25 protein-coding genes are annotated in these 25,982 nt (G+C 65.3%); 22 read left to right on the plus strand and 3 right to left on the minus strand.

Going from position 1 to position 25,982, the window contains the following annotated elements; genetic code table 11:
- Window positions 1-18: 18 nt before the first annotated feature.
- The 14 genes from flhC to flhF all read left to right on the plus strand — a co-directional run bounded on the left by flhC (window position 19) and on the right by flhF (window position 17,610).
- Complete coding sequence (gene flhC, locus C7440_RS06360) at window positions 19-600, plus strand: flagellar transcriptional regulator FlhC (protein ID WP_017525026.1); 582 nt, start codon at window positions 19-21, stop codon at window positions 598-600.
- Between the two features lie 196 nt (window positions 601-796).
- Entirely contained in the window at window positions 797-1,672 is an 876-nt protein-coding gene (gene motA / locus C7440_RS06365; RefSeq protein WP_116517986.1) for a flagellar motor stator protein MotA, read from the plus strand.
- A gap of 12 nt (window positions 1,673-1,684) precedes the next feature.
- A complete protein-coding gene (motB, locus tag C7440_RS06370) occupies window positions 1,685-2,635 on the plus strand; it encodes a flagellar motor protein MotB (protein ID WP_017525028.1) in 951 nt (316 codons plus the stop codon).
- Window positions 2,636-2,679: 44 nt separating this feature from the next.
- Window positions 2,680-4,812, plus strand: a complete 2,133-nt coding sequence (gene cheA, locus C7440_RS06375) for a chemotaxis protein CheA (protein ID WP_116517822.1) — start codon at window positions 2,680-2,682, stop codon at window positions 4,810-4,812.
- 30 nt (window positions 4,813-4,842) lie between these two features.
- A complete protein-coding gene (locus C7440_RS06380) occupies window positions 4,843-5,346 on the plus strand; it encodes a chemotaxis protein CheW (protein WP_017525030.1) in 504 nt (167 codons plus the stop codon).
- A gap of 106 nt (window positions 5,347-5,452) precedes the next feature.
- Complete coding sequence (locus C7440_RS06385; protein ID WP_116517823.1) at window positions 5,453-7,189, plus strand: methyl-accepting chemotaxis protein; 1,737 nt, start codon at window positions 5,453-5,455, stop codon at window positions 7,187-7,189.
- 7 nt (window positions 7,190-7,196) lie between these two features.
- Entirely contained in the window at window positions 7,197-8,042 is an 846-nt protein-coding gene (locus C7440_RS06390) for a CheR family methyltransferase (RefSeq protein WP_017525032.1), read from the plus strand.
- A 34-nt stretch (window positions 8,043-8,076) separates the two neighbouring features.
- Window positions 8,077-9,135, plus strand: coding sequence for a protein-glutamate methylesterase/protein-glutamine glutaminase (locus C7440_RS06395; protein ID WP_017525033.1), 1,059 nt, complete (start codon window positions 8,077-8,079; stop codon window positions 9,133-9,135).
- A 54-nt stretch (window positions 9,136-9,189) separates the two neighbouring features.
- Window positions 9,190-9,579 carry a chemotaxis response regulator CheY gene (gene cheY, locus C7440_RS06400; RefSeq protein WP_017525034.1) on the plus strand — a complete coding sequence of 130 codons (390 nt, stop codon included), beginning with the start codon at window positions 9,190-9,192 and terminating at the stop codon, window positions 9,577-9,579.
- 16 nt (window positions 9,580-9,595) lie between these two features.
- A complete protein-coding gene (gene cheZ / locus C7440_RS06405; protein WP_243410833.1) occupies window positions 9,596-10,240 on the plus strand; it encodes a protein phosphatase CheZ in 645 nt (214 codons plus the stop codon).
- 40 nt (window positions 10,241-10,280) lie between these two features.
- Window positions 10,281-11,807: a methyl-accepting chemotaxis protein gene (locus tag C7440_RS06410; protein ID WP_017525036.1), complete on the plus strand. Its 1,527-nt coding sequence runs from the start codon at window positions 10,281-10,283 to the stop codon at window positions 11,805-11,807.
- 141 nt (window positions 11,808-11,948) lie between these two features.
- The gene (flhB, locus tag C7440_RS06415; protein ID WP_116517824.1) at window positions 11,949-13,109 is read left to right on the plus strand and encodes a flagellar biosynthesis protein FlhB; all 1,161 of its coding nucleotides are present in this window, start codon (window positions 11,949-11,951) and stop codon (window positions 13,107-13,109) included.
- Window positions 13,106-15,220 (plus strand): flagellar biosynthesis protein FlhA, encoded by a 2,115-nt coding sequence (gene flhA, locus C7440_RS06420; protein WP_116517825.1) that lies wholly within the window; start codon window positions 13,106-13,108, stop codon window positions 15,218-15,220. Before flhB ends, flhA begins: the two co-directional genes overlap by 4 nt.
- Window positions 15,217-17,610 carry a flagellar biosynthesis GTPase FlhF gene (flhF, locus tag C7440_RS06425; RefSeq protein WP_116517826.1) on the plus strand — a complete coding sequence of 798 codons (2,394 nt, stop codon included), beginning with the start codon at window positions 15,217-15,219 and terminating at the stop codon, window positions 17,608-17,610. The genes flhA and flhF overlap by 4 nt, the downstream gene beginning before the upstream one ends.
- 49 nt (window positions 17,611-17,659) lie before the next feature.
- Here flhF and C7440_RS06430 read toward each other — a convergent pair whose 3' ends face one another.
- The 3 genes from C7440_RS06430 to flgA all read right to left on the minus strand — a co-directional run bounded on the left by C7440_RS06430 (window position 17,660) and on the right by flgA (window position 19,257).
- Window positions 17,660-18,133: a flagella synthesis protein FlgN gene (locus C7440_RS06430; RefSeq protein WP_165832461.1), complete on the minus strand. Its 474-nt coding sequence runs from the start codon at window positions 18,131-18,133 to the stop codon at window positions 17,660-17,662.
- Window positions 18,134-18,167: 34 nt separating this feature from the next.
- Window positions 18,168-18,440 (minus strand): flagellar biosynthesis anti-sigma factor FlgM, encoded by a 273-nt coding sequence (flgM, locus tag C7440_RS06435; protein WP_279305853.1) that lies wholly within the window; start codon window positions 18,438-18,440, stop codon window positions 18,168-18,170.
- A gap of 121 nt (window positions 18,441-18,561) precedes the next feature.
- Complete coding sequence (flgA, locus tag C7440_RS06440) at window positions 18,562-19,257, minus strand: flagellar basal body P-ring formation chaperone FlgA (protein WP_116517829.1); 696 nt, start codon at window positions 19,255-19,257, stop codon at window positions 18,562-18,564.
- Between the two features lie 206 nt (window positions 19,258-19,463).
- Between flgA and flgB the strand changes: the two genes are divergently transcribed.
- The 8 genes from flgB to C7440_RS06480 all read left to right on the plus strand — a co-directional run bounded on the left by flgB (window position 19,464) and on the right by C7440_RS06480 (window position 25,982).
- A complete protein-coding gene (flgB, locus tag C7440_RS06445; protein ID WP_116517830.1) occupies window positions 19,464-19,871 on the plus strand; it encodes a flagellar basal body rod protein FlgB in 408 nt (135 codons plus the stop codon).
- Between the two features lie 19 nt (window positions 19,872-19,890).
- A complete protein-coding gene (gene flgC / locus C7440_RS06450; RefSeq protein ID WP_116517831.1) occupies window positions 19,891-20,307 on the plus strand; it encodes a flagellar basal body rod protein FlgC in 417 nt (138 codons plus the stop codon).
- Between the two features lie 10 nt (window positions 20,308-20,317).
- Window positions 20,318-21,007, plus strand: a complete 690-nt coding sequence (locus C7440_RS06455) for a flagellar hook capping FlgD N-terminal domain-containing protein (RefSeq protein ID WP_116517832.1) — start codon at window positions 20,318-20,320, stop codon at window positions 21,005-21,007.
- A 71-nt stretch (window positions 21,008-21,078) separates the two neighbouring features.
- A complete protein-coding gene (locus C7440_RS06460; protein WP_116517833.1) occupies window positions 21,079-22,533 on the plus strand; it encodes a flagellar hook-basal body complex protein in 1,455 nt (484 codons plus the stop codon).
- Between the two features lie 8 nt (window positions 22,534-22,541).
- The gene (locus tag C7440_RS06465; RefSeq protein WP_116517834.1) at window positions 22,542-23,294 is read left to right on the plus strand and encodes a flagellar basal body rod protein FlgF; all 753 of its coding nucleotides are present in this window, start codon (window positions 22,542-22,544) and stop codon (window positions 23,292-23,294) included.
- 43 nt (window positions 23,295-23,337) lie between these two features.
- Complete coding sequence (gene flgG, locus C7440_RS06470; RefSeq protein WP_017525048.1) at window positions 23,338-24,123, plus strand: flagellar basal-body rod protein FlgG; 786 nt, start codon at window positions 23,338-23,340, stop codon at window positions 24,121-24,123.
- Window positions 24,124-24,144: 21 nt separating this feature from the next.
- Window positions 24,145-24,828 (plus strand): flagellar basal body L-ring protein FlgH, encoded by a 684-nt coding sequence (locus C7440_RS06475; protein ID WP_116517835.1) that lies wholly within the window; start codon window positions 24,145-24,147, stop codon window positions 24,826-24,828.
- A gap of 29 nt (window positions 24,829-24,857) precedes the next feature.
- Entirely contained in the window at window positions 24,858-25,982 is a 1,125-nt protein-coding gene (locus C7440_RS06480) for a flagellar basal body P-ring protein FlgI (RefSeq protein ID WP_371743455.1), read from the plus strand.

Raw genomic sequence — 25,982 nt, forward strand, 5'->3', positions numbered from 1 at the left:
GCATCTTCCGGAAGTCCCATGACCGCCAAAAGCGTAATCTCCGGCACTGGCAAAAGTGTAGGCAAAAGCGTCAGCAAGGAAGCAGACGAAATCCTGCTGGCCAGCGACATGATCAGGCTGGGTGCCCGGCTGCAGGTGCTGCAGGCCGAAACCTCGCTCAGCTATGACCGTCTTTCGCGGCTGTATCGCGAAATCAGGGGGTGCTCGCCCCCCAAGGGCATGCTGCCGTTTTCGGTCGACTGGTTCATGACCTGGCTGCCCAACATCCACTCCAGTGTTTTCTACGGCATATACCGTTATCTCGACACCTACACGCCGGCCAAGAAAACACGCGCGCTGATCGAGGCCTATCGGCTCTATCTCGAGCAAGCATCGGTGGGGCGGGCCGCCCCGGCCGCCGACGAGCCGGTGCTCAGCTTCACCCGCGCCTGGATGCTGATCCGCTTCGTCGAAAGCGGCATGATCCAGCTTTCTCATTGCGTACGCTGTACCGGCGGCTTCGTGGCGCATGCGCACGATCCGCAGCAGAACTTCGTCTGCGCCATCTGCCGGCCACCTCCGCGCGCGGGCAAGACTCGCAGTCGCGCTCGCGCGCTTTAAGGCCTGCAGGCGAACCCACGGCCCGGGCGGCGCGCAAAGGGCGCGCCACTTGCAAAGTGTGTCTTGGGCGCAAAGCCTGCATTCCGCGGTTTGCCCAGAACGCTGATCTAGCTTCTAAAAACCCCATTGACGGACGCTTTTGCCGCGCCCGATCGGGGTGATCATAGAGCCCCATGCATTTATCGAGGATACGCTCGTGTTGATTCTTCTGGGCTTCGTCATCGTCATATTGTCCGTGTTCGGCAGCTTTGTGGCCCTGGGCGGGCATATGGGTGCGCTATACCAGCCCTTCGAGTTCATCCTGATCGGCGGCGCGGCGCTGGGGGCCTATATTTCGTCCAATAGCGGGAAATCCGTGGGCCTGCTGATGCGGGCGCTGCCCGCGGTGTTCAAGAGCACGCCTTATCACAAAGACCTTTATATGGAGCTGATGGCGCTGCTGTACGTGCTGCTTAACAAGGCGCGCCGCGACGGCCTGATGGCGATCGAATCCGACATCGAAGATCCGGCAAAAAGCCCCATCTTCTCGCAATATCCACGCATTGTGCGCGACCCTCATCTGCTGGAATTCATCACCGACTACCTGCGCCTGATGATCAGCGGCAACATGAGCCCCTACGAGATCGAAACCCTGATGGACCAGGAGATCGAGGCGCACGAAACCGAGCGCAATATTCCGGCCCGTGCCCTGGCCTCGGTGGCCGATGCCCTGCCCGCCTTCGGCATCGTGGCCGCAGTGCTGGGTGTGATCAAGGCGCTGGCGTCCGTCGACCAGCCGCCGGCCGTTCTGGCCGACCTCATATCCAAGGCCATGGTGGGAACCTTCCTGGGCATATTGCTGGCCTACGGCTTCGTGTCGCCGCTGGCGCAGTCCGTCGAGCGGCGCACGGTGGCGTCCGTCAAGGTGCTGGAATGCATCAAGGTCACCCTGCTGGCCAGCATGAACGGCTATCCGCCGCAGCTTGCGGTGGAGTTCGGCCGCAAGGTGCTGTATGCCATGATCCGGCCCTCGTTCGCCGAGCTCGAAGATCACGTCCGGCAGGCCAAGTTGCCGCTCAAGAAAGCCGCCTAGGTCCCCAGCGCCATGAAACCCACCGCCACGGACCGCATCGTCATCCGGCGCAAGCGCGCGCCCGCGCCGCCGCATCACGGCGGCGCCTGGAAGATCGCCTACGCCGACTACATGACGGCGATGATGTCCTTCTTTCTCATCATGTGGATACTGTCGCTGATTCCCCGCGACGACCTGACGGGCATTGCCGAGTACTTCCGCATGCCGCTCATGACGGCCATCCGGGGCGGGCCCAATATCGACACCAGCAGCAGCGTCATACCGGGGGCTTCGCCCAGCCCCATTCCCAGCAAGCATCCGATCACCCAGCCGCCGGTCCAGAACAGCCGCGGGATGGAGCTGCGGCGCGACACCGAGAGGCTGGAGAACCTCAAGGCGGATCTCGAAGCCCTGATCGACACCAGCCCGGTGCTGCAGGAGTTCCGGCCGCAGCTGCTGCTGGACATGACGCCGGACGGCCTGCGCATACAGATCGTCGACCGGCAGAACCGCCCCATGTTCGCGACGGGCCGCGCCCAGGTGCAGCCCTATATGCGCGACATATTGCGCGAACTGGGCCCCGTCTTCAACCGCCTGCCCAATTCCATCACCATTTCGGGCCATACCGATGCCGTGCAGTATGCGTCCGGCGAGCGCCTTTACAGCAACTGGGAGCTTTCCGCCGACCGGGCCAATGCGGCGCGCCAGGAACTGGTGGCCGGCGGGATGGAAGAAAACAAGATCAAGCGCGTACTGGGCCTGTCGTCCTCGGTCAGCCTCGTTAAAGACGATCCGAACGCTGCCGTTAACCGCCGTATAAGCATTGTTGTGCTGAATCGGCTTGCGGAAGAGCGTATCGACGCCCAGAATGCGGCGGGCTCTTCCGACCCCCGTTTCTACGAGGCGCTTCAGCCCGCCCCGGTGGACGAGCATCTTTCATCGCTGCCCGACGCGGAAGCCCAGGCGGCCGGCCAACAACGCTGAACCAAGGGGCCGCGCTGCGGCTGAGTGTCGTCATAGGAACGAACATGAGTGCGGGTGTCGATTTAAGCCAGTTCTACGAGACATTTTTCGACGAAGCCGACGAGCTGTTGGCCGACATGGAGCAGATTCTGCTCAATGTCGATATCGACCATCCCGATCCGGATCAGCTGAACGCCATTTTTCGCGCGGCCCATTCCATCAAGGGCGGCGCCGGCACTTTCGGCTGCTTCGGCCTGCTCGCCGACACCACTCACCTTCTCGAGAACCTGCTGGACGCCCTCCGGCAGGGCGAACTCAGCCTGCGCAAGGATATGATAGACCTCTTCCTGGAAACCAAGGACGTGCTAACAGAACAAGTCGCCGCATACCGAAATTCGCAGGAGCCCGGCCAGCAGGCTTACGAGCGCATTTGCGCCCAATTGCGAGAACTGGCGCTGGAGCACAAGGGTGAAGCGGCCCAGCCGGGCGTGCCCGCGGCGGCCCCGGAGGCCGCTTCTTCCGTTCCGGCGGTGGCGGTCGAAGCCGAAGCGGGCGTGCTTGCCGATGTGGCGGGTGTGGCCAATGTGGCGGCTGCGGGGGCGGACCTGCCCCTGCTGGTGCACATTGAAAGAATCCAGCCCAATGACGCAAAGGCCCTGCTGACGGAAATGGGGCTGCTGGGCGAGGTGCTGCATCACGAAGAGGGCGTGGGCACGCTCTCGGTCTGGTTGCGCACGACCTGCAGTGCGGATGACCTTGAAGCCGTCTGCTGCTTCATCGTCAACGCGGACCAGGTTCATGTGGCGCCTGAAGCGGTGCCGGTCGATGCCGTCCGTGAAGGCGTGCCGTCCCGCCGCATGCCGCCTGAACCCGAAGCCGACCCCGTCAAGGCCGACGCGGCCGATGCCGCGGCTGCCGCCGTGGCTGGCGCGCCGCCCGCCGAACACCCGCCCCAGGCGGCGCCCGCTTCGAAGAACGATGCACCCGCCAGGCCGGCGGCCGATGCCGCGCGCAAGCCCGCCAAGGAAGGCGGCACCTTGCGGGTGGGGGTCGAGAAGGTGGATCAGATCATCAATCTGGTCGGCGAGCTCGTCATTACGCAGGCCATGTTGGTGCAGACGGCCTCGACGCTCGATCCGGTCGAGCACGACCGCCTGCTCAACGGCATCGAGCAGCTCGAGCGCAATGCGCGCGATCTGCAGGAATCGGTGATGTCGATCCGCATGATGCCCATGGATTATGTGTTCAGCCGCTTTCCGCGCGTGGTGCGTGAAAGCGCCTCGAAGCTGGGCAAGCAGATACGGCTGACGACGCGCGGCCAGGCCACCGAGCTGGACAAGAGCCTGATCGAACGCATCATCGACCCGCTGACCCATCTGGTGCGCAACAGCCTGGACCACGGCATCGAAACACCCGAGAAACGCATTGCCGCGGGCAAGGATCCCGAAGGCCATCTGACGCTCTCGGCCCAGCACAGCGGCGGCCAGATCATCATCGAGGTCAGTGACGACGGCGCCGGCCTGAGCCGCGAGCGCATCCTGAACAAGGCGATGCAGCAAGGCTTTCCCGTCAATGAAAACACCCCGGACGACGAGCTGTGGCAGCTTATCTTCGCCCCGGGCTTCTCGACCGCCGAGAAGGTGACCGACATATCGGGACGCGGCGTGGGCATGGACGTGGTCCGGCGCAACATACAGGGCATGGGCGGGCACATCCAGCTCAGCTCGCGCGCGGGACAGGGAACCACCACCCGCATCGTGCTGCCGCTGACGCTGGCCATACTGGACGGCATGACGGTGCAGGCGGGCGAGGAAGTCTTCATCCTGCCGCTGAGCAACGTGTCCGAGTCCATCCAGCCCACGGCCGAGCAGCTGCACAGCATTTCCGAGGGCGACAGGGTGCTGCACGTGCGAGGCGAGTACCTGCCCCTGATCGCGCTGCACGAGGTGTTCGACGTGCAGGGCGCCCAGACCGAGATCACGCGCTCGATCGCCGTGATCCTGCAGGCCGAGGAATCGCGCTTTGCGCTGCTGGTCGACCACCTGGTGGGACAGCAGCAGGTGGTCGTGAAGAATCTAGAGGCCAACTACCGCAAGATACCCGGCATTTCGGCCGCCACCATTCTGGGCGACGGCAGTGTCGCGCTCATCGTCGACGTATTCGCCCTGTTGCGAATGACGCGCAACAAAACGGCCTGAGGGCCGCCAGTCTTACCGGAGATAGACAACATGCTTAATAAAGTGGACCGAAGTTCCGAGCAGGCGGATGACACGGGCAAAGAGTTCCTGGTGTTCACCCTGGCCAACCAGGAATACGGCATCGACATCCTCAAGGTGCAGGAGATACGGGGCTATGACAGCCAGAGCGTCACCCGCATCGCCAACGTGCCGTCGTTCATCAAGGGCGTCACCAACCTGCGCGGCGTCATCGTGCCCATCGTGGACATGCGCATCAAGTTCAACCTGGAAAACGTCGAGTACAACCACCAGACCGTGGTGGTCATCCTGAACCTCGCCTCGCGCGTGGTGGGCGTGGTGGTGGACGGCGTATCCGACGTGCTGATGCTGCAGCCCGCCCAGATCAGCGCCGCGCCGCAGTTCGGGACGGCTTTCTCGACCGAGTACCTGACGGGCATCGGCACGGTGGGCGAGCGCATGCTCATCCTGGTCGACATCGAGAAGCTCATGACCAGCACCGAAATGGCGCTGGTCGAACAGGCGGCCCTGATCTAGCGCTGCCGGCATGCAAAAGAGGCTGTCCGCCGTCTTTCAATACAGCCCGATGGAAGCGTCAAGCGCCGTCGGCACAGACGGAAGGGCCGGCACTGGAGGAGTTCAGATGTTTCGTTTCGCCATGTTCAGAAATCTGAAGGTCAGCACCAGCCTGGTGCTGGTGCTTGTGTTTTTTGTGCTCTCGCTCGTTGTCGGCGCGGCGCTGGGGCTTTATTCATTGCGCCTCAACAGCCAGACATTCGACCACGTCGTGCGCAGCCAGAACATCCGTGCGGCATTGAGTGAATCGATCGACCGCTTCAAGTCGGTCCAGGTGTCGATGGGCCTCGGGGTAGAGGCGCTGCTGAACCACACCGTCGGCCAGCAGGCCGAGGCGCTGGACGCCGGCGGCTACCCCGTGCCGCTTACGGTAACGGGTGAACCGGCGCATCGTTTCGTAGCACGCGCCAAAGAAGAGTTCGCCGCCTCGCGCCAGGCCTACGAGCGTTTCCTGGCATTGTCCGAGGGGCGCACGCATCGTACCTATACCAGCGTCAGCAATGCCTATTCATCGTTGATGAACGGCGGGGTGGAACCCTTGTTCGACTTTCTCGAAAGGGGCGACGTCGACGGCTATAACGCGTTCAAAGATGGCACGGGCGAGTACATGCAGGACGATCTTTACAGCGCCGTGGCCGACTTCAATAAATACCAGCAGCAAGAGATCGATCGCATCGAGGCGGAAGAGCGTGCGCAATACCTGCTGGTGATCAAGCTGGTGGGTGCGGGCCTGGTCGTTTCGCTGCTGATCTCGCTGCTTGCCTATGTGTTCCTGGGCCGGGTCGTGCTGCGGCCCCTGCGCCAGGCGGGGGCGCATTTCGATCGAATCGCCTCGGGCGACCTGACCCAGCGCGTGGACGTGCGCTCGCGCAATGAAATCGGCGTGCTGTTCGAGGCCCTGCGCCGCATGCAGGAAAGCCTGACCCGCACCGTAACCACGGTGCGCCAGGGGGTCGAGGAGATCAACCTGGGCTCACGCGAGATATTCGTGGGCAACACCGACCTGAGCAGCCGCACCGAACAGCAGGCCGCCTCGCTGCAACAGACGGCCGCCAGCATGGAAGAGCTGGCCGGAACGGTGAAGCAGAACACCGACAATGCCCTGCAGGCCGACCGCCTTGCCAAGGAGGCCACCCAGGTCGCGCAGCGTGGCGGACAGGCTGTCGCGCAGGTGGTGGGCACCATGGACGAGATCACCACCAGCTCGGGCAAGATCTCTGAAATCGTGGGCGTCATCGACGGCATCGCCTTCCAGACCAATATCCTGGCGCTGAATGCCTCGGTCGAGGCCGCGCGCGCGGGCGAGCAGGGCAAGGGCTTTGCCGTGGTGGCCGGGGAAGTGCGTTCGCTGGCCCAGCGCAGCGCCCAGGCGGCCAAGGAAATCAAGACCCTCATCGAAGATTCCCTGGAAACCATCCAGTCGGGAAGCAGGCAGGCGACGCAGGCCGGCACAGTCATGCGCGAGGTGGTGGCCTCGATCGAGGGCGTCACCACCATCATGGGCGAGATCGCCTCGGCGTCCAACGAGCAGCTCGACGGCATCGAGCAGGTCAACCAGGCCGTGGCGCAGATGGACATCGTCGTGCAGCAGAATGCCGCCCTGGTCGAAGAAGCCGCGGCCGCGGCCGGCAGCCTGCAGGACCAGGCCGGCCATCTGACCGAGGCGGTTTCGGTGTTCAAGGTGGGCGGCGCCGAGGTCATCGACATACCGCTGCCCGAAGAGGCCGAGGCCGCCCGGATCGCCGGCTTCGACGAGGACGAGCCCGAGCTGCCCGCACACCCATTACTTGCGCCGCAAGGCTAGGAACTTCATGACGGGCCTGCCCACGTACCACCATCTCGCGCCCGAGCAATTCTTGCTTACGGACGAAGAGTTTTCCCGGACCGGCAGGCTGCTGCACGCCCGTTCGGGCATCATCCTGGGCGAGCACAAGCGCGAACTGGCCGCCCGGATGCTGGGCATGCGCGCGCGCAAGAAAGGGCTGCGTGACGCGGCAGAGTATCTTGCCCATCTGCAGCAGGACCCCCATTCGACGGAATGGAACGCCTTTGTCAACGCCTTTACCATCAACCATACGGCCTTCTTTCGCGAGCAGCACCATTTCGGCCTGCTGGCCGACTTCATGCGCGGGCGCACGGCGCCGGTATCGGTCTGGTGCTGTGCGGCGTCAACGGGCGAAGAAGCCTACTCGATCGCCATGACCTTGCTCGAGAACAGTCCGGGCCCCCAGGCCCGGCCTTTTGTATGGGCGACCGACATTGACACTCAGGCCATCGACAAGGCGCGCAAGGGCGTCTACACGCTCGAGCGCGTCAAGCCCGTCGCCGAGAACCTGCTGAAGAAATACTTCTACCGGGGCACGGGGGCCAAGGCCGGAATGGTGCGCGTCAAGCCCATCTTGCAGGAAGTCGTGCAGTTCGAGCCGCTGAACCTGGTCGCGCCTTCGTGGCCCTCTACCGAGAAGTTCGACGCCATTTTTTGCCGCAATACCATGATCTATTTCGACAAGCCGACGCAAACGCGCATACTGGAACGCTTCGCGCCCATGCTCAAGCCCGGCGGCCTGCTGTTTGCGGGCCACTCCGAGAACTTCACGTATCTGACGAAGGCCTTCCGCCTGCGGGGCCAGACCGTCTATACGCGGGCGGACGCATAGCAATGGCCGGCAGCATGCATAGGAGGCGCAGGCCATGAAGAAGATACGCGTCCTGTGCGTGGATGATTCCGCGCTGGTGCGCAGCCTGATGACCGAGATCATCGACAGCCATGAGGACATGGAGGTGGTCGCCGTCGCCCCCGATCCCCTCGTCGCGCGCGAACTGATCAAGCAGCACAACCCCGACGTGCTGACGCTGGACGTGGAAATGCCGCGCATGGACGGGCTTGATTTCCTCGAGCGCCTGATGCGGCTGCGCCCCATGCCGGTGGTCATGGTTTCGTCGCTCACGGAAAGAAACTCCGAAGTCACCCTGCGCGCGCTCGAGCTTGGCGCCGTCGACTTCGTCACCAAGCCGAAGCTGGGGCTGCGCGACGGCTTGATGGAGTACAGCGATCTGATCGCCGACAAGATCCGCGCGGCGGCGCTGTCGCGGCCCAGGCCGCGGCCCGTCCCGACCGGTGCGGCAACGGCGCCGCGTCGTCTCAAGTCGCCGTTCTCGACAACCGAGAAACTGATCGTCATCGGCGCGTCCACCGGCGGCACCGAGGCCATCCGCCAGGTGCTCGAGCCCATGCCGGCCAATGCGCCGGCCATCCTCATCACCCAGCACATGCCGGCCGGCTTCACGCGTTCCTTCGTGCAGCGGCTCGATGCGCTGTGCGACGTGCAGGTCCACGAGGCCGAGGATGGCCAGCGCGTGCTGCCCGGCCATGTCTACCTGGCGCCGGGCGGGGTGGCGCACATGAAGCTGGCGCGCTCGGGGGCCAATTATGTGGTCAGGCTGGATCCCAGCGATCCTGTCAATCGCCATCGCCCTTCGGTCGACGTGCTGTTTCATTCGGTCGCGCAGGTGGCGGGCAAGAACGCGGTCGGAGTCCTTCTGACCGGCATGGGCAAGGACGGCGCGCAGGGCCTGCTGGCCATGAAGCAGGCGGGGGCCCAGACCTATGCGCAGGACGAGGCCAGCTGCGTGGTGTTCGGCATGCCCCGCGAAGCCTTGCTTATCGGCGCCGCCGAACAGGCGGTGCCCCTGTCAGAAATCAGCGAGCGGCTGCTTCGAAGCGCCGGCTCGTATGGCCACCGGGTGTAGGACCAGGGTCCGACGCCCGGCGGGCCAGAGAAACTGTTTAACCGGAGAATCCAAGTGGTACAGAAATCCATAAAAATCCTCGTGGTCGACGACTTTCCGACCATGCGCCGCATCATCAAGAACCTGCTCAAGGATCTTGGCTTCGAGAATGTGGACGAGGCCGAAGACGGCGTGATGGGGCTGGAGAAGCTGCGCAACAACAACTTCGATCTTGTGGTCTCTGACTGGAACATGCCCAATATGGATGGGCTGGCCATGCTCAAGATCATCCGCTCGGAGCCCGGCCTGGCCAAGCTTCCGGTGCTGATGGTCACGGCCGAGGCCAAGAAAGAGAACATCATTGCCGCCGCCCAGGCGGGGGCCAGCGGCTATGTCGTCAAGCCCTTCACCGCCGCCGTCCTCGAAGAGAAGCTGAACAAGATCTTCGAAAAGTTGAACGCTTGAATACCGGGAGATGACGATGACTACGCCGGCAAACGCGATGACCCAGGGTAATGGCGGCGACGCCGAGGACCTGATCGCCAAGATTGCACAGCTTACCCGCATGTTGCGCGACAGCATGCGCGAACTGGGCCTGGACCACGCCATCAAGGAGGCGGCCGAAGCCATACCCGATGCGCGTGACCGCCTGGGCTACGTGGCACGCATGACCGAGCAGGCCGCCAACCGGGTCCTTAACGCGGCGGAAGCGGTGCAGCCCCTGCAAGAGGGCATGCAGCGGCGGGCCCGCGCGCTGGACGAGCGCTGGCAGGCATGGTTCGACCATCCGGTCGAGCTGGACCAGGCGCGCGAGCTCGTGGACGATACGCGCGGCCTGCTGCGCGACATTCCCGCCGAAACCCAGACTTCGCTCGACCACCTGATGGAGATCATCATGGCCCAGGACTTCCAGGACCTGACCGGACAGGTGATCACCCGCATGCTGGGCGTCATCGGCACCATCGAGCAGGAACTCGTCCAGGTGCTGATCGACAACGCGCCCAGGGAAAAGCGAGATGAGGGCGGCTCGCTGCTGAACGGCCCCCAGACGAATCCCGCGGGCAAGCCCGACGTCGTGGCCAATCAGGATCAGGTCGACGACCTGCTGGCCAGCCTGGGCTTCTGAACCGGGTCCACGCCGACGACAAGAACGAGGGGGAGACTGAATGAAGCACAAAAAAAGCAAACGACGCACCCTGGGCGTCTATCGGTTGATCAGCCGCATCGCGCGCGGCAAGGCCACGTTCGCCGACCGGGCATGGTCGCTGAGCCCGCTCTCCCTGCCGCTGGGACGACTGCTGGGCGCCGTGCGGCAAGGCCTCGTCTCGATGCGCGAAGCCACCATCGACATAGCGCTCAATACCGCCAGGCTGCATGGCCAGGCGCAGGTCTGCCGCAGGCTGGTGTCCGAACAGAGCGCCGACACGCAGGCGCTGGCGGCCAGCGGCAATCAGATCGAAACCCTGTCCCGAGAAACGGCTGAAGGCGTTGCCGAAGTCGCGCAAGCCTGCACCGCGCAGCTTGCGGTGGCCAATCAGGCGCTGGCGCAGCTCAATGAGCTCCACGAGCGGGTCGGCCGGGTCGCCGGCCAGATGGAAGTCTTCTCGGGTGTGGTCGCGCAGCTCAGCCAGCGTGCCCAGTCGGTCGGCGACACCAGCCGCCTGATCAAGGACATTGCCCTGCAGACCCATCTGCTGGCGCTCAACGCGGGCGTCGAGGCCGCGCGCGCAGGAGAGGCCGGCCGCGGCTTTGCCGTGGTGGCGACCGAGGTGGGCAAGCTGGCCGAACGGGTCAACGCCGCGACCGGCGACATCGTGCTGCAGGCGGGCGAGATTCTTGAACTGGTGTCCGACACGCGCGGCCGCACCAGCGAGATCCACGCGGACATGAGCACCTCGGAACAGGTGGTGTCGGGCTTCAGGAAGGATTTCGACCAGTTTGTCGCCGACTTCCAGCGCATGGACACCCGCATGGGTGAAATGGCCCAGACCGTTGGCCAGGTCGACGCGACCAATCGCGACATGAACGAAGCCATCGCCCGCATCGCGGCCCTGAGCGCCCAGGTGCAGAACCGCATGGTCACAATGAGCGATCAGGTCCAGGGTGTGCGCAACAAGACCGAGAGCCTGCAGAAACAGCTGACGGCGCTGCGCACCGGCGACACGCCCTTCGACTGGCTGGCCCAGGTGCTGCAGCAGCTGCGGTCCTCGTGCGTGAAGCTGCTGCAGCAGGCGCATGAGCAGGGCCTGGATATTTTCGACCGGCAGTACCGGCCCATCGCGGGCAGCAACCCGCCGCGCTATCACACCCTATACGATTCGGCGCTCGAGCCGCGCCTGCAGCCCTTGCTGGACAACATCCTGGCCCAGATACCGGCGGGCTACTATGCGGTGGTGTTCGACGACAACGGCTATTGCCCCACCCACAACTCGCGCTATTGCCAGGAACCCACCGGCGATCCGGAGCACGACAAGATCCATGTGCGGCACAAGCGCATCTTCAACGACGAGTTCAGCCTCGCCGCGGTCAAGAACCCGCGGGGCGTGCTGTGCCAGACCCATATGCGCGATACCGGCGACATCGTGACCGACCTGTCGCTGCCGCTGGACATCGCCGGGCGCCGATGGGGCGGGGTCAGGCTTGGGGTGGACTACAACAGCTTCGACGAGCAGTTCCGCGCCGCGGCCCGGTAAAAGTCGCCTGGTCCGGCGGTTGCCGACCCGTGCGGGTCGATCGAATTAGGCGGGTTTCCCCGCCTTGCTTCGGCGATCGCGCTGCGCTCCCAATCACTAGAATTCATGGTGATTATGGGTATATTGCGCGCGTGACACTGAATGGCTGAGGACAGCGACCTCGAGAAAACCGAAGCCGCCACCCCCCGGCGCCTGGAAAAGGCGCGCGAAGAAGGGCAGGTGGCGCGTTCGCGCGAGCTCAACACTTTCCTGCTGCTGGCCTGCGGCGTGGCCATGCTGTGGCTGACGGGCGCCTACCTGTACCGTTCGCTCAACGGCGTGGTCAGGTCGGGCCTGTGGTTCGACCCCCGCATTGCCCGCGATACGGGGGTGATGACGGCCGCCGCGGCCGAGTCGGCCTTCCAGGCGGTGGCCGGCCTGCTTCCCCTCTTCGGAGCGTTGGTCGCCGTGGCTGTGCTGTCGTCAGTGGCCTTGGGCGGGCTGGTGTTCACGGCCAAGGCGCTGGAACCCAAGTTCGAGCGGCTCAACCCCTTCAAGGGCGTGGCGCGCATGTTTTCGGCCCAGACCCTGGTGGAATTGCTCAAGACGCTGGCCAAGGCGGCGGTGATCGGAGGCATCGGCGCCATGGTCATATGGAACTATCGCGAGGACATGATCGCCCTGATGCAGGCCACGCCCACCGAGGCGCTGACGGCGGGCATGCGCCTGGTTGCGTTGTGCTGCGCGCTGATCGTGGCGGCGCTGATCCTGGTGGTGGCCATCGATGCGCCCTGGCAATTGTGGAGCCATCACAAGAAGATGCGCATGTCGCGCCAGGACGTCAAGCAGGAACACAAGGAAAGCGAGGGCGACCCCCATGTCAAGGGCCGTATCCGGCAGCAGCAGCGGGCCATGGCGCGCCGGCGCATGATGTCCGAGGTGCCCAAGGCCGATGTGGTGGTTACCAATCCCACCCACTATGCCGTCGCCCTGAGCTATAGCGAACAGCAGGCGGGTGCGCCCCGCGTGGTGGCCAAGGGGTCGGGCCTGATCGCCGCGCGCATCCGCGAGATCGCCCAGGAACATAAAGTGCCGCTGCTCAGCGCGCCGCCCCTGGCGCGAGCGCTGCATCACCACGTTGAAATCGGCCAGGAAATCCCCGCAGCCCTGTATGGCGCCGTGGCGCAGGTGCTTGCCTGGGTCTATCAATTGCGCACCTGGCAGCCTGGCCGGGGCGCCGCGCCGATTCGCCCCGGCGACCTTCCCGTCCCGGTGGACATGGATCCGGCCAACAAGCGCGGCGACGTGCCGCAAGCCTCATGAACCAGATATTTTCGCTGTTGAAGAACGACGGCATGCAGCATGCACGGCTGCTGGCCGGCCCGATACTGATCCTCATGGTCATGGCCATGATGATTCTGCCCCTGGCGCCGGTGGTGCTCGACCTGCTCTTCACGTTCAACATCTCGCTGGCGGTCATGATTCTGTTGGTGGCCATGTTCACCAAGAAGCCGCTGGATTTCGCGGCTTTTCCCGCCGTGCTGCTGTTCGCCACCCTGTTGCGGCTGGCGCTGAACGTGGCGTCCACGCGCGTCGTGCTGATGAACGGCCACAAGGGCCCCGACGCGGCCGGACAGGTCATCGAGGCCTTCGGCCACTTTCTCGTGGGCGGCAATTTCGCGGTCGGCATCATCGTCTTCATCATCCTCGTCATCATCAACTTCGTCGTCATCACCAAGGGCGCCGGCCGCATTGCCGAGGTGGGCGCGCGCTTTACCCTGGACGCCATGCCGGGCAAGCAGATGGCCATCGATGCCGACCTGAACGCGGGGCTGATCGGCGAGGACGAGGCGCGCCGCCGGCGCAACGAGGTGTCCCAGGAGGCGGAGTTCTACGGCTCCATGGACGGCGCCAGCAAGTTCGTGCGCGGCGATGCGGTGGCCGGCCTGCTGATCATGGTCATCAACGTCGTCGGCGGCCTGGTGGTGGGCGTCGCCCAGCACGGCCTGAGTTTTTCGGACGCCGGCAGGGTGTACACCCTGCTGACCATAGGCGACGGCCTGGTGGCGCAGATTCCCGCGCTCATCATTTCCACGGCGGCGGGCGTGGTGGTGTCGCGCGTGGCCACCGACGAGGACGTGGGCCAGCAGATGGTGAACCAACTGTTCGCCAATCCGGCCGTCATGTTCATTACCGCCGGCATCCTGGCGGCCATGGGGCTGATTCCCAACATGCCGCACTTCGCCTTCCTGGCGCTGGCGGCGGCCCTGGCCGGTACCGGATGGATGCTGCGCAAGCGGCAGCGCGAGGCGGCCGCCGAAAAGGCCCAGGAACCCATGAAGAACCAGGCGGCCGCGGACGCGGCGGCAGCCGAGGCAAGCTGGGACGACGTTTCATTGGTGGACCCCTTGGGACTGGAAGTGGGCTACCGCCTGATCTCGCTGGTCGACCACGCGCAGAACGGCGAGCTGCTGCATCGCATTCGCAGCCTGCGCAAGAAGTACGCCCAGGACGTCGGTTTTCTTCCTCCGGTGGTGCACATACGGGACAACCTGGAACTGAAGCCCAATGAATATCGCATCTTGCTTTCGGGGGTGGAGGTGGGCCGCGGCCAGGCCATGCCGGACCAGTGGCTGGCCATCGATCCGGGCGAAGTGGCGATGAAGCTGCCGGGCGCGCAGACCACCGATCCGGCCTTCGGCCTGCCCGCCGTCTGGATCGACGTCTCGCTGCGCGAGCAGGCGCAGATCGCCGGCTATACGGTGGTGGATGCCGGCACCGTGGTGGCCACCCATCTTAACCACCTCATGCACCGCTACGGCGACAGCCTGCTGGGCCGCCAGGAGGTCCAGCAGCTGCTCGACCACGTCGGCAAGGAAGCGCCCAAGCTCGTCGAGGACCTGGTGCCCAAGACCATCACCCTTTCGCAACTGCAGAAGCTGCTGCGCGGCCTGCTGCGCGAGGACGTGCCGATCCGCGACATGCGCACCATCATCGAGACGCTGGCCGAACACGCTCCCCGCCTGGCGGCGGCCAATCCGAACGGCACCGGTCCCGATGCGGGCGAGCTGCTTGCGGCAACCCGTACCGCGCTGGGCCGGGCGATTACCCAGCACTGGTTCCCCGGAGAGGGCGAACTGCGCGTCATCGGCCTGGACCCCAAGCTGGAGCGGGTGCTGGGCCAGGCCCTGGCCACCAGCGGAGCGCTCGAGCCCGGCCTGGCGGAAAGCCTGCTGGCCGACGCAGTGGCCGCCGTGCAGGCCCAGGACGCCAACGGCGATGCGGCCGTGCTGGTGGTTCCGGGGCCGTTGCGCGCTTCGCTGTCGCGCTTCCTGCGCCACCATCTGCCGCAGCTGGGCGTGCTTTCCCACCAGGAAATTCCCGATGAGCGGGTCTTGCGCATAACGTCCGTCATAGGCGGGGGCGCGTCATGAATGTAAGCCGCTTTTTCGGGTCCACCAACCGGGAAGCCATGCGCCAGGTAAGAATGGCGTTGGGGCCGGACGCTCTTATCGTGTCGAATCGACGCGTTAACGGCGGGGTGGAGATCATGGCAACGGACCAGACGGCCGCGCCGCCGGCCGCCGCCCGGGCCATCGACGCCGGCACGGAGCCAGCCGCCGCGAGCGCCGGACGGCCCGCCGCGATGCTTCGGCCCGCGCCGGCGCAGCCCGCCATGGCGCGGCCGCCGGCGAGCGTCAGCCCCGCCGACCTCATGCAGGCCATCGGCTCGATGCAGGGCATGCTGGAGCACGGCTTTGACGAGCTGTTGTGGGGCGCCCAGTTGCGCAAGGCCCCGCAGGCCGTGTCCCTGTTCCAGAAGCTGCTTGCCATGGGTTTCAGCACCGCGCTGCTGCGCGCCATGCTCAAGCGCCTGCCCGAGGCATTGCCGCCCCGCGCCGCGCTGCAATGGTGTCGCGACGAACTGGTGTCGCATCTGCCGGTCTTGCAGGACGAAGACGACTTGTGGGCGCCGGGCGCCGTACTGGCCCTGGTGGGGCCGACCGGCGTGGGCAAGACCACGACCATCGCCAAGCTGGCCGCGCGCTGCCTGCGGAACTTCAGGAACGGCGGCCTGGTGCTGATCACCACGGATACCTATCGTATCGGCGCCCACGAGCAATTAAGGACTTACGGCCGCATGATGGGGGTGGCGGTGCACGTCGCCCAGGACCGCGCCGAGCTGGCCCGGCTGGTGGACGCCGCCGACCCCGGTGCGCGCATACTGATCGACAACGTCGGCGTAAGCCAGCGCGATCGCCATGTGGGCGAGCAGGCGGCCATGCTGGCCGGCCTGTCCCGTCCGGTCTCGCGCCTGCTGGTGCTCAATTCGGCCAGCCAGGGCGACACCCTGGACGAGGTGGCCCGCGCCTACACCAGCGACGGCGCCCAGAGGCCCGTGGGCTGCATCGTGACGAAGCTGGACGAAAGCCCCAGGCCCGGTCCCGCGCTGGACATTGCCATACGCTACCAGCTTCCGATTCACTACGCGTCGACCGGGCAGAAAGTGCCTGAAGACCTGGTTCGCCTGGATGCCGAGGCCTGGGTGGATCAGGCCCTGTCGCCCGTCCAGCCCGCCTCTACACTGTTTTCACCTACAGCGGCAGACCTGGCCGCCCTGATGGCGACGCCCTCGGAAATGCCCTGGACGCGCCGGAACGAGCCCGCCCCGCATGGCTCTTTGCCGCCGGGCCTGCTGGCCCTGGCGGGCCCGGGGGCGGCAAGGCTCGATGAGGAGTCGTGGCGCGCCGCTTGCGCCCAGCTCGATTCCTCCGAAGTGTATTCGGGCGCCTGCCGTTTATGGCGAAAAGCTGTCGGTGGCAAGAATCATGATGCGTCCTGGCGCCCCTGGGCGGCGGCGTGCAATGAGCTGGCGGCGTTCGGACAACAGCGCATGCTTGCCGTGCACGACAGCTTCGGGGTCTTGCCCGGACCTTCCCGCGACAAGCTGCACGCGACGGTGCTGATGGGCGGGAACGGCAGGGCGCTGGCCTCGACCTGGCAGCAATGGCCCGTAGGCTCGGGCTGGCAGGCATCCGATGGAACGTCCGGTCCGCAAGCGGCGCCGGAAACCGAACGGCTGCGCCGCCAGATATATGCCCTGCAGCGGCAGCCCGGCGCCGGGACCGTCGTCCATGCCTTTGATTTTCCGGCGCAGGGCTTGCTGCGCGAGCTGGGCGAACGGTCCATCCAGTGGCTGGCTCATTGTGCGGGCAGCGTCGGCCTTCAGGCTCAGTCCTGCGCCACCACCGCGGCCGCCCATGCCAAGACGCTGGATTACCGTTGCATGGATTCCGTGCTTTCGAGGCTGGACCTGGCCACCCTGCAAGGCGTTCCCCTGGGCAGCGTGGCGCTTTGGCTGGCCGAGGGCCCCGTCGAGCTGGCCCGGCGCGGCTTGCCGCCCCTGACCCTGCGCCACGTGGCCGTGCGCCTGATCGACCGGCGTGACGGCAGGGTGATCAAATCCCGGCACGGCCTGAGCAATATGTCTTATGAGCAAGCGGGCCTGGAAGACCTTGCGGCATGGCTGCTGGTACGGATGGAGGCCAGGGAAGCCGCCAGGCATCTGCACGGCGCGTGGAACGTCCTGGAGCCGCCGACGGGGCGCCGGGGTACGGGCGAATGTGCGGCGGTTGCGGTGCAGGTGGCATTGGCGGCCTGGCAGGCGCTGCATGAGGGCGGGCCGCTGCTCGATGTCATGGCCGGGCTGGCGGACAGTCCGGGCCGGCGCAACGGCGCGGCCCTGACGGCCGCCACGGCCTCGGCGGCCCTGATACGCCTCTTTGCCGCGAAAGACCTGATGGAGTCGCGTAGCCAGGGTTAACAGGCTCGGCCTGCCTGGCTGCTGCCTCTGGTTTCAGCGTCGCGGGCCTTTAGCCGGCGGTGATGGCCTTGCGCTGTCCCTTCGCCTGACCGGGCCGGCCGCTGGCGTCGTACAGGCCGGGGTTGCCCACCAGGGGCTGCAGGGCGTGCAGCGCTTGCTGCGTGTGCTTGAGGTAGGTGCTGATCATTGCGCCATTGGCGGCGTTGAGCTGGCTTGCTTGCTGGCTCAGTTCAAACAGCCGGACGCAGCTGTCCTGCAGGAAGGGATAGGCCGCCGCCGCTTCGTCCAGGCCGGCGCGGCCGGTGTCCAGGTCCAGGTCACGCAGCGCATCGTCCCGGCTTCGGCCGGCTTCAAGCAATTGTTCAATACAGGCGTTCTTGTCGCGTGTCGACGAGTTGAGCGCCTCGCTGTGGTCGGGCTGCTCCAGCGCCTCTGCCTCGGCCTTGAGAATATCGATGAAGCGCTGGACGAGAGCCAGTTCGGTGTCGAGGGAGCTTTGCAGTGCTTGAAGCGATGCGGACATGATGGAAGCGAAAAATGATGCGGATGCCGATGCGTTACTTGAGCAGCTCGCGCACGCTGGCCAGCAGGGAGTCGGCCACACGGCCGGCATCGACCTTGAGCTGGCCCGAGGCGATGGCGTCGCGGATCTGCTGAACGCGCTCGAGGTCGACGTCGTTGTCGCCATTTTGCAGGCTGGCCAATTGGCGCGCCGCCGGGCTTAGCTCGACAGTGCTTTTGCTCGATGCGCTCGAACCCGCTTGCGCGCCCGCTGGCGAGCGCACGCTGGAAATTGCGTTGAGAGTTGAATTGTGGGGGGTGGGCGTGATCTTCAAGAATGGCTCCGGTCAGGCGTGACTGACAGTTTCAGTATAAAGAGAGTAACGGCCCGAAGGAAAAAAAATTTACCCGGGGCAGGCATCCGGCCGCAAGGGGAATACCGCGGGCGCATCACATCAGCACCAATACGGTCTGCCCATTGAGCACCGTGCCGCTTACCGTTTGCCCCGATGCGGCGCGTACCTGTATCTGGGCGCCCGGCTCTCCGCCCTGCAGGGCGGTGCCGTCGCTGCTGGCCACGAAGCCTACCCCGCGCGCCTCGAGCCTGACCGCCTGGCCACGCGCAATCGAGTCGGCGCTGCGCAATGCCCGGTCGCGCATGGGCGAGCCTGTGCCTATGCGCTGGGTGGTAATGCTGCCGAACAGGCGCTCGGCTTCGTAAATGGTGCCGGGCGCCAGGCGCAGCAGGTCGCCCTCGCGCTGGGCGACATCGTCCCGGCCGACCACCGTGCCGGCATCCAGGCTGCGGCCGGCCACGTAATAACTGCCTTCTATGCTCAGTTCAACCTGGGTATAGCTGGTCCAGGGCTTGGGAGCCAGGCATCTGATGCCGACGGTCATGCGTGAGCGCAGGCGGCCGTGCGAGGGCAGGAAGACCTCGCTTTGCTCGCAGGCGGGCATGCGGCCCGTCTGTGGGGGGGTAACGGCAATACGCGGCTCGCCCGGGTAGGCCGCCGCCTCGCCGCGCAGGAACTCCTCGACCTGGCGGGAAAAATCGTCGCTGGTGAGGGCGGGGCCGGCTTGGGCCAGGGCCGGCGCCAGGCATGAAGCGGCGGCGAGCAGGGCGTGAACACAATGCTTGAGCATGGCTGGAATTGTATAGGGCCGCCCGTGCGGGCATCGGAGGAATTGGCCGAGAAATAGCGCCTTGTTTCGTAGTTTGTCTTGCCGGGTGCGCCTTTAACATGCTGGCATGTGAAAAGGCCTTGCGCCGCCGATCGGCGCGCGGCCACGCGCCGTGGCTGCCGGCCGGCGGCGCACCTACCTGTTTACTTACATGGACGAAGCGGCAGATGACTGATCGAATCGGCGAAGACCTGAGATTCTTCCAGAATGCCATCAACCTGCGCCAGCAAAGGCAGGAGGTGCTGGCGTCGAACATCGCCAATGCCGACACGCCGAACTACAAGGCGCGCGACTTCGATTTCGGGTCGGCGCTGCGCAACGCAATGGGCGAGAGCATGCGCCTGGCCGACACCCGGTTGACCCTGACGTCCAGCCGGCACATACCCGCCAAGGCGGTCACGCCCGATCCGGCCGAGCTGCTGTACCGCGTGCCGGTTCAGCCCAGCCTGGACGGCAACACGGTCGAGATGGACGTGGAACGCGTGCAGTTCGCCGACAACACGGTCAAGTATCAGACCGATCTGACCATCATTTCGCAGCGCATCAAGGGCCTGATGGCCGCGTTGCAGCAATAAACGGAAAGGACGGCAAGCGATGTCTTCCATGAGCATATTTGAAATCGCCGGCTCGGCGCTTACGGCCCAGTCGCAGCGCATGAACGTGTCGGCCAGCAATATGGCCAACGCCGACAGCGTGGCGGGACCGGACGGCCTGCCCTACAAGGCGCGCGAAGTGGTGTTCAAGATGCAGCCGGCCCCCGGCCAGCCCTATACCCAGGCGGTGGGCGGCGTGCGCGTGACGGGCGTGGTTGAAAACGACGCGCCGCCGCGCCTGCGCTATGACCCCAAGAACCCGCTTGCCGATGCGGAAGGGTATGTGACCATGCCCAACGTCGACGTGGTGGCCGAGACGGTCAATATGATCTCGGCTTCGCGTTCGTACCAGGCCAACGTCGAGGTCATCAATACCGCCAAGAGCCTGATGATGCGCACGCTTTCCATCGGCCAATAAGGAGCAGGGCATGAGCACAGTCAATCCCCTGTCGGGCGCCGGCGGCGCCTCGCTGCTGAGCCAGTCCGGCGACAGTACCGCGGCCACCCAGGAGCAGTTCCTGACCCTGCTGGTAACCCAGCTGCAGAACCAGGACCCGCTCAACCCCATGGACAATGCCGAGGTCACGTCGCAGATTGCGCAGTTGTCCACGGTAAACGGCATCAACCAACTGAACAACACGTTGCTGGCGCTGTCGGGCCAGATGGACTTGTCGCAGTCGATGCAGGCCGCCAATCTCATCGGCAAGGAAGTGCTGGTGCCGGGCGAGAAGATATCGCTGGGCAGCAGCGTGGTCGACGGCGTGACGACCCAGGTGGCGACGCCTTTCGGGGTGGACCTGATTTCCGACGCGGCCAAGGTGACGGTGACGATTCTGGACGCCAGCGGAAAGGCTGTCCGTCAAATGGAACTGGAAGACCCGCAATCCGCCGGGGTGCTGACCCTGCAATGGGACGGCAAGGACGATGCCGGCTTGCCCGTCGGCGACGGCGCCTACACCGTGCAGGTGGCGGCCACCGACGCCGAGGGCCAGCTGGTGGCCTCAGAGGCCCTGACCTCGGGCAGGGTGTCCAGCGTGGCCTACGCCTCCACGGGCCTGCAGCTGGAGCTTGGGCTGGCGGGCACGTATTCGCTTTTCGACATACGCAAGATCATGTAGCACAGCGCCGATGCGGCGGGCCCGGTCTCGTCGCGCGGCTTCACTTGAACAAACATTCAACGAGGTAGATCATGGGTTTCGGACAAGGCTTGAGCGGATTGAACGCCGCCGCGCAGGAACTGGACGTCATCGGCAACAACATCGCCAACTCGGGCACCGTGGGGTTCAAGTCGAGCTCGGCGGCCTTTGCCGACGTGTACGCCAACAGCAAGGTGGGCCTGGGCACCCAGGTGGCCAGCATCAACCAGCGGTTCACGGTGGGCACCATCAGCGCCACGGGCAATCAGTTCGACATGGCGATCGACGGCGCCAAGGGCATGTTCCGGGTGCAGGACGCCAGCGGCAACATCCTGTACACCCGCAACGGCCAGTTCTATGCCAATAAAGACAACTACATCGTCAACGCCCAGGGGCAGCGCCTGACGGGCTATGGCGTGAACGGCACCGACCTGGTGCCCATCATGGTGCCGGTCGGCAATATCGCGCCGCGCGCGACCGACGGCCTGACGACCAAGACGAACCTGGATGCGAACGCGGCGGTGATTCATCCGGCGTCGGTACCCCAGACTCTGGGTACGATAGTGCTGGATGACGGCGTCAACCCGGTCGCGTCGTACTCGTACACGATCAATGACGCCGGCGACGTGGTCTGGAGCGGCGCGGCGCCGGCTGACGGGGCGTACACGTCGGCCGACGGCTCTACGGTAAATATCGCCGCAGCCACCCCGCTGTCCGCCGATGACCTGCCTGCCCAGGGGGCGGGCGAGACCGCCTTCGTGGCCGCAATCGTCGGCCATCCCTTCGACCCGAACGATGCGCAAAGCTTCACCCATTCGCTGCCGATCTCGGTCTACGACTCGCTGGGCAACGCGCACCAATTGACCCAGTACTTCGTCAAGCGCGAAAGCGCAACGCCGGGCGAGAGCGCCTGGCAGGTGTACTACCGCATGGACGGCGCGCCGATTGCCTCGCACCCCGACACAGCGCCCGCCGAACTGCGCTTCACCAGCAGCGGCCTGCTGCTCAGCGGCGGCACGCAAACCCTCAGCGTCACCAACCCCGGCGGCGCGAACTCGCCGGCGGACGACCTCGGCATCAACCTGAGCTATGCCGGCTCGACCCAGTTCGGCGGTGATTTCTCGCCCAACTTCACCCAGACGGGCTACCCCACGGGCGAATACGCCGGCATGTCCATCGCCGAGGACGGCGCCATCGTGGCCAACTACACCAATGGCGAAACGCAGGCCATGGGCTATATCGCGCTGGCCGACTTCAACAACCTGCAGGGGCTGCAGCCCGTGGGCGGCAACGCCTGGGTGGAAACCGGTGCTTCGGGCGGTCCGGTGGTGGGCCGTCCCGGCAGCAACGGCCTGGCCACGCTGCAGGGGCAGTCGGTGGAGGAGTCGAACGTCGACATGAGCCAGGAACTGGTCAACATGATCATCGCGCAGCGCACCTACCAGGCCAATGCGCAGACCATCAAGACCCAGGATCAGGTGTTGCAGACCCTGATCACCATGCGTTAAGGCCTGCCATGGACCGCCTAATCTACACCGTTGCCAATGGCTCCAACCGCGTGCTGGACCAGCAGGCGGTGCTGACCAACAACCTGGCCAACATCAACACGGCGGGTTTTCGCGAGCAATTGAGCAGCTATCGCTCCGTTCCGGTCGTGGCCGGAGACGATCTGTCGACACGGGTCTCGACCGTGGCGACCACGCCGGGCAGCAACCTGGAGCCGGGCATCATGACCGAAACCGGCCGGGCGCTGGACCTTGCGGTGACCGGGGACGGCTGGTTCAGCGTCCAGACGCCCAATGGCGAGGCCTTTACCCGCGGGGGCGAGTTCCAGGTCAGCCCCCAGGGCCTGCTGGTCAATCGCGATGGCTATCCGGTGCTGTCGGCGGACAACGCGCCCATCGAAATACCCGATCGCGGCACGGTCACCTTCTCGGGCGACGGAACCATCACCGCCCTGGGCGCGGGCGACAACCCCGCCGATATCCAGGTGCTGGGCCAGATCAAGCTGGCCAATCCCCAGGCGGCCGCCTTGCGGCGGGGCGACGACGGCTACTTTCGGGCCGACCCCGACATCCAGCCTTTCGTCCCCACCGATCCCGCCGTGCGGATGGTGTCCGGCTTCGTCGAAAAAAGCAATGTCAGCGCGGCGGAAACCATGGTGGCGCTGATCGAGAACGCACGCCGCTTTGAAATGCAGATGAAGGTCGTGCAGGACGCGGGCAGCATCGCGCAGAACGCGAACTCCATATTGTCAATCGGCAACTGAATCTAACTGGGATGCGCCCGGCCGCATCGACGAGGAAACGAAAATGATACGCTCACTATGGACGGCCAAGACGGGCCTGGAATCACAGCAGACCCAGATGGACGTCATTTCGAACAACCTGGCCAACGTCAATACGGCGGGCTTCAAGCGCAGCCGCGCGGTGTTCGAAGACTTGATGTACCAGACCATACGCCAGCCGGGCGCCCAGGTGGGCGCGGCCAACCAGCTGCCCTCGGGCCTGCAGGTGGGCACCGGCACGCGCATCGTGGCGACCGAGCGCGTGCATACGCAGGGCAATCTCAAGGACACCGGCAATTCGCTGGACATCGCCATCCAGGGGCGCGGCTTTCTTCAGGTCGAGATGCCCGACGGCACCTTTGCCTACACGCGCGACGGCAGCCTGCAGGTCGACCAGAACGGCCAACTGGTGACGGCCGGCGGCTATCCCATCCAGCCGCCCATCAACATCCCGGACAATGCGCTGAGCATCACCATTGCGCGCGACGGTACCGTGTCGGTGACCCAGCCGGGCGCGATCGGCACCAATGTGCAGGTGGGCCAGCTGCAGCTCAGCACCTTCATCAATCCCACCGGCCTGCAAAGCGCCGGCGAGAACCTGTACGTGGAAACCGACGCGTCGGGGCCGGCCAACTTTGCCTCTCCGGGCCTGGACGGCGCGGGCCTGGTCCTGCAGAACTATGTCGAGACCTCGAACGTAAATGTGGCCGAGGAGCTCGTCAACATGATCACCACCCAGCGCGCCTACGAAATGAACAGCAAGGCCATCCAGACCTCCGACCAGATGCTGGCGCGACTGACCCAGATCTGATGCGCGGTTTCCGGATTCAATATGCCTAGTCTCGTACGCTTCTGCCTGTGCCTTCTGATTGCCGCGGTGTCGGGTTGCGCATTGGTGCCGCCCGAGCCGGTGGTGACCGGCCCCTTGACCGCGCCGCCGCCCTCGATGCAGATGCCGCAGCCCGTTGCCAACGGCGCCATCTACCAGCCCACGGCCTATGGCAATTACCCCTTGTTCGAGGACAGGCGTCCCCGCAATGTCGGCGACATCGTCACCGTCATCATCCAGGAGCGCACCAATGCGGCCAAGAACGTCGCCACCGCCAGCAACCGGAGCGGCAGCGCCAGCCTGGGCCTGGAATTGGTACCCGATTTCTTCCCGCCGGGCTTGGGACCGCAGCAGAGCTTCGACATGAACGGAGGCAATGCCGCCGAGGGTACGGGCTCGAGCCGCGCCGACAATACCTTCAACGGCACCCTGACCACCACGGTCATCGGCGTCCTGCCCAACGGCAACCTGCAGATCGCCGGCGAAAAGCAGATCGCCATCAATCGCGGCAGCGAGCACATACGCTTCTCGGGTGTGGTCGACCCGCGCTCGATCACCGGGTCGAACACGGTTTCGTCGACGCAGGTGGCTGATGCCCGCATCGAATTCCGCAGCAAGGGCCGCATGGACGAGGTGCAGACCATGGGCTGGCTGCAGCGCTTTTTCCTGAACATTTCACCCTTCTGAGGACGGTTGTGCCGCAACGCTTTTCCCACATCGTCGCATTGCTGGCCCGGACTGCCAGCGTCGCGGCCTGCCTGATATTGCTGGCCGGTTTGCTGGCCGCGCCCGCGCGGGCGGATCGCATCAAGGACCTGGCTTCCATACAGGGCGTGCGCGCCAACCAGCTGATCGGCTATGGCCTGGTGGTGGGGCTGGACGGCAGTGGCGACCAGGTGCGCCAGTCGCCCTTCACGCAGCAGAGCCTGACCAATATGCTGTCGCAGCTTGGCGTCACGGTGCCGCAGGGCACCAACATGCAGGTCAAGAACGTGGCGGCCGTGATGGTCACCGCGCGCCTGCCGGCCTTCGCGCGGCCCGGCCAGACCGTGGACGTGGTGGTTTCGTCCATGGGCAACGCCAAGAGCCTCAGGGGTGGAACCCTGCTGATGACGCCCTTGAAAGGGGCCGACGGCCAGGTGTATGCGCTGGCCCAGGGAAATCTGCTTGTAGGCGGCGCGGGCGCACAGGCAGGCGGCTCCAGCGTGCAGGTCAACCAGCTCAACGGCGGCATCATCTCCAACGGCGCCATCATCGAGCGCGCGGTGCCGACCACCTTCGCCCAGGACGGCCTGATCAACCTCGAATTGAACACCTCCGACTTCAGCGTGACCGACCGCATCGTGGCCGCGCTGAACAGTGAGCTGGGCGCGGGCACCGCCACGGCGCTTGACGCCCGGCTGGTGCAGCTGCGCGGTCCGCTCGATCCGACGGGGCAGACCCGCTTCCTGTCGCGGGTCGAGAATGTGCGGGTGAACCTGCCGCCCGCCCGCGCCAAGGTCATCATCAATGCGCGCACGGGGTCCGTGGTCATGAACCGCACGGTCACCATCGAAGAGGCCGCCATCGCCTACGGCAATCTGTCGGTGGTGATAAGCAGGCAGCAGGAAGTCAGCCAGCCGGACACGCCTTTCGGCGGCGGCCAGACGGTCGTGGCCGACAGCACGCAGATCGAGATGCGCTCCGATGCGGGCACCATCCATCGCGTCGCCACCAGCGCCAACCTTGCCGACGTGGTGCAGGCGCTGAATGCCCTGGGCGCGACGCCGCAAGACCTGCTGTCCATCCTGCAGACGCTCAAGAGCGCCGGCGCCTTGCGCGCCGACCTGGAGATCATCTAG

Source organism: Pusillimonas noertemannii, assembly GCF_003096595.1.
Classification (GTDB): domain Bacteria; phylum Pseudomonadota; class Gammaproteobacteria; order Burkholderiales; family Burkholderiaceae_B; genus Pusillimonas; species Pusillimonas noertemannii.

What these genes read in the sequence shown, in the direction of transcription:
- flhC (WP_017525026.1), top strand. Translation starts at nt 19, where the DNA reads ATGACCGCCAAAAGCGTAATCTCCGGCACTGGCAAAAGTGTAGGCAAA.
- motB (WP_017525028.1), top strand. Translation starts at nt 1,685, where the DNA reads ATGAAACCCACCGCCACGGACCGCATCGTCATCCGGCGCAAGCGCGCG.
- cheA (WP_116517822.1), top strand. Translation starts at nt 2,680, where the DNA reads ATGAGTGCGGGTGTCGATTTAAGCCAGTTCTACGAGACATTTTTCGAC.
- C7440_RS06380 (WP_017525030.1), top strand. Translation starts at nt 4,843, where the DNA reads ATGCTTAATAAAGTGGACCGAAGTTCCGAGCAGGCGGATGACACGGGC.
- C7440_RS06385 (WP_116517823.1), top strand. Translation starts at nt 5,453, where the DNA reads ATGTTTCGTTTCGCCATGTTCAGAAATCTGAAGGTCAGCACCAGCCTG.
- C7440_RS06390 (WP_017525032.1), top strand. Translation starts at nt 7,197, where the DNA reads ATGACGGGCCTGCCCACGTACCACCATCTCGCGCCCGAGCAATTCTTG.
- C7440_RS06395 (WP_017525033.1), top strand. Translation starts at nt 8,077, where the DNA reads ATGAAGAAGATACGCGTCCTGTGCGTGGATGATTCCGCGCTGGTGCGC.
- cheZ (WP_243410833.1), top strand. Translation starts at nt 9,596, where the DNA reads ATGACTACGCCGGCAAACGCGATGACCCAGGGTAATGGCGGCGACGCC.
- C7440_RS06410 (WP_017525036.1), top strand. Translation starts at nt 10,281, where the DNA reads ATGAAGCACAAAAAAAGCAAACGACGCACCCTGGGCGTCTATCGGTTG.
- flhB (WP_116517824.1), top strand. Translation starts at nt 11,949, where the DNA reads ATGGCTGAGGACAGCGACCTCGAGAAAACCGAAGCCGCCACCCCCCGG.
- flhA (WP_116517825.1), top strand. Translation starts at nt 13,106, where the DNA reads ATGAACCAGATATTTTCGCTGTTGAAGAACGACGGCATGCAGCATGCA.
- flhF (WP_116517826.1), top strand. Translation starts at nt 15,217, where the DNA reads ATGAATGTAAGCCGCTTTTTCGGGTCCACCAACCGGGAAGCCATGCGC.
- C7440_RS06430 (WP_165832461.1), bottom strand. Translation starts at nt 18,133, where the DNA reads ATGTCCGCATCGCTTCAAGCACTGCAAAGCTCCCTCGACACCGAACTG.
- flgA (WP_116517829.1), bottom strand. Translation starts at nt 19,257, where the DNA reads ATGCTCAAGCATTGTGTTCACGCCCTGCTCGCCGCCGCTTCATGCCTG.
- flgB (WP_116517830.1), top strand. Translation starts at nt 19,464, where the DNA reads ATGACTGATCGAATCGGCGAAGACCTGAGATTCTTCCAGAATGCCATC.
- flgC (WP_116517831.1), top strand. Translation starts at nt 19,891, where the DNA reads ATGTCTTCCATGAGCATATTTGAAATCGCCGGCTCGGCGCTTACGGCC.
- C7440_RS06455 (WP_116517832.1), top strand. Translation starts at nt 20,318, where the DNA reads ATGAGCACAGTCAATCCCCTGTCGGGCGCCGGCGGCGCCTCGCTGCTG.
- C7440_RS06460 (WP_116517833.1), top strand. Translation starts at nt 21,079, where the DNA reads ATGGGTTTCGGACAAGGCTTGAGCGGATTGAACGCCGCCGCGCAGGAA.
- C7440_RS06465 (WP_116517834.1), top strand. Translation starts at nt 22,542, where the DNA reads ATGGACCGCCTAATCTACACCGTTGCCAATGGCTCCAACCGCGTGCTG.
- flgG (WP_017525048.1), top strand. Translation starts at nt 23,338, where the DNA reads ATGATACGCTCACTATGGACGGCCAAGACGGGCCTGGAATCACAGCAG.
- C7440_RS06475 (WP_116517835.1), top strand. Translation starts at nt 24,145, where the DNA reads ATGCCTAGTCTCGTACGCTTCTGCCTGTGCCTTCTGATTGCCGCGGTG.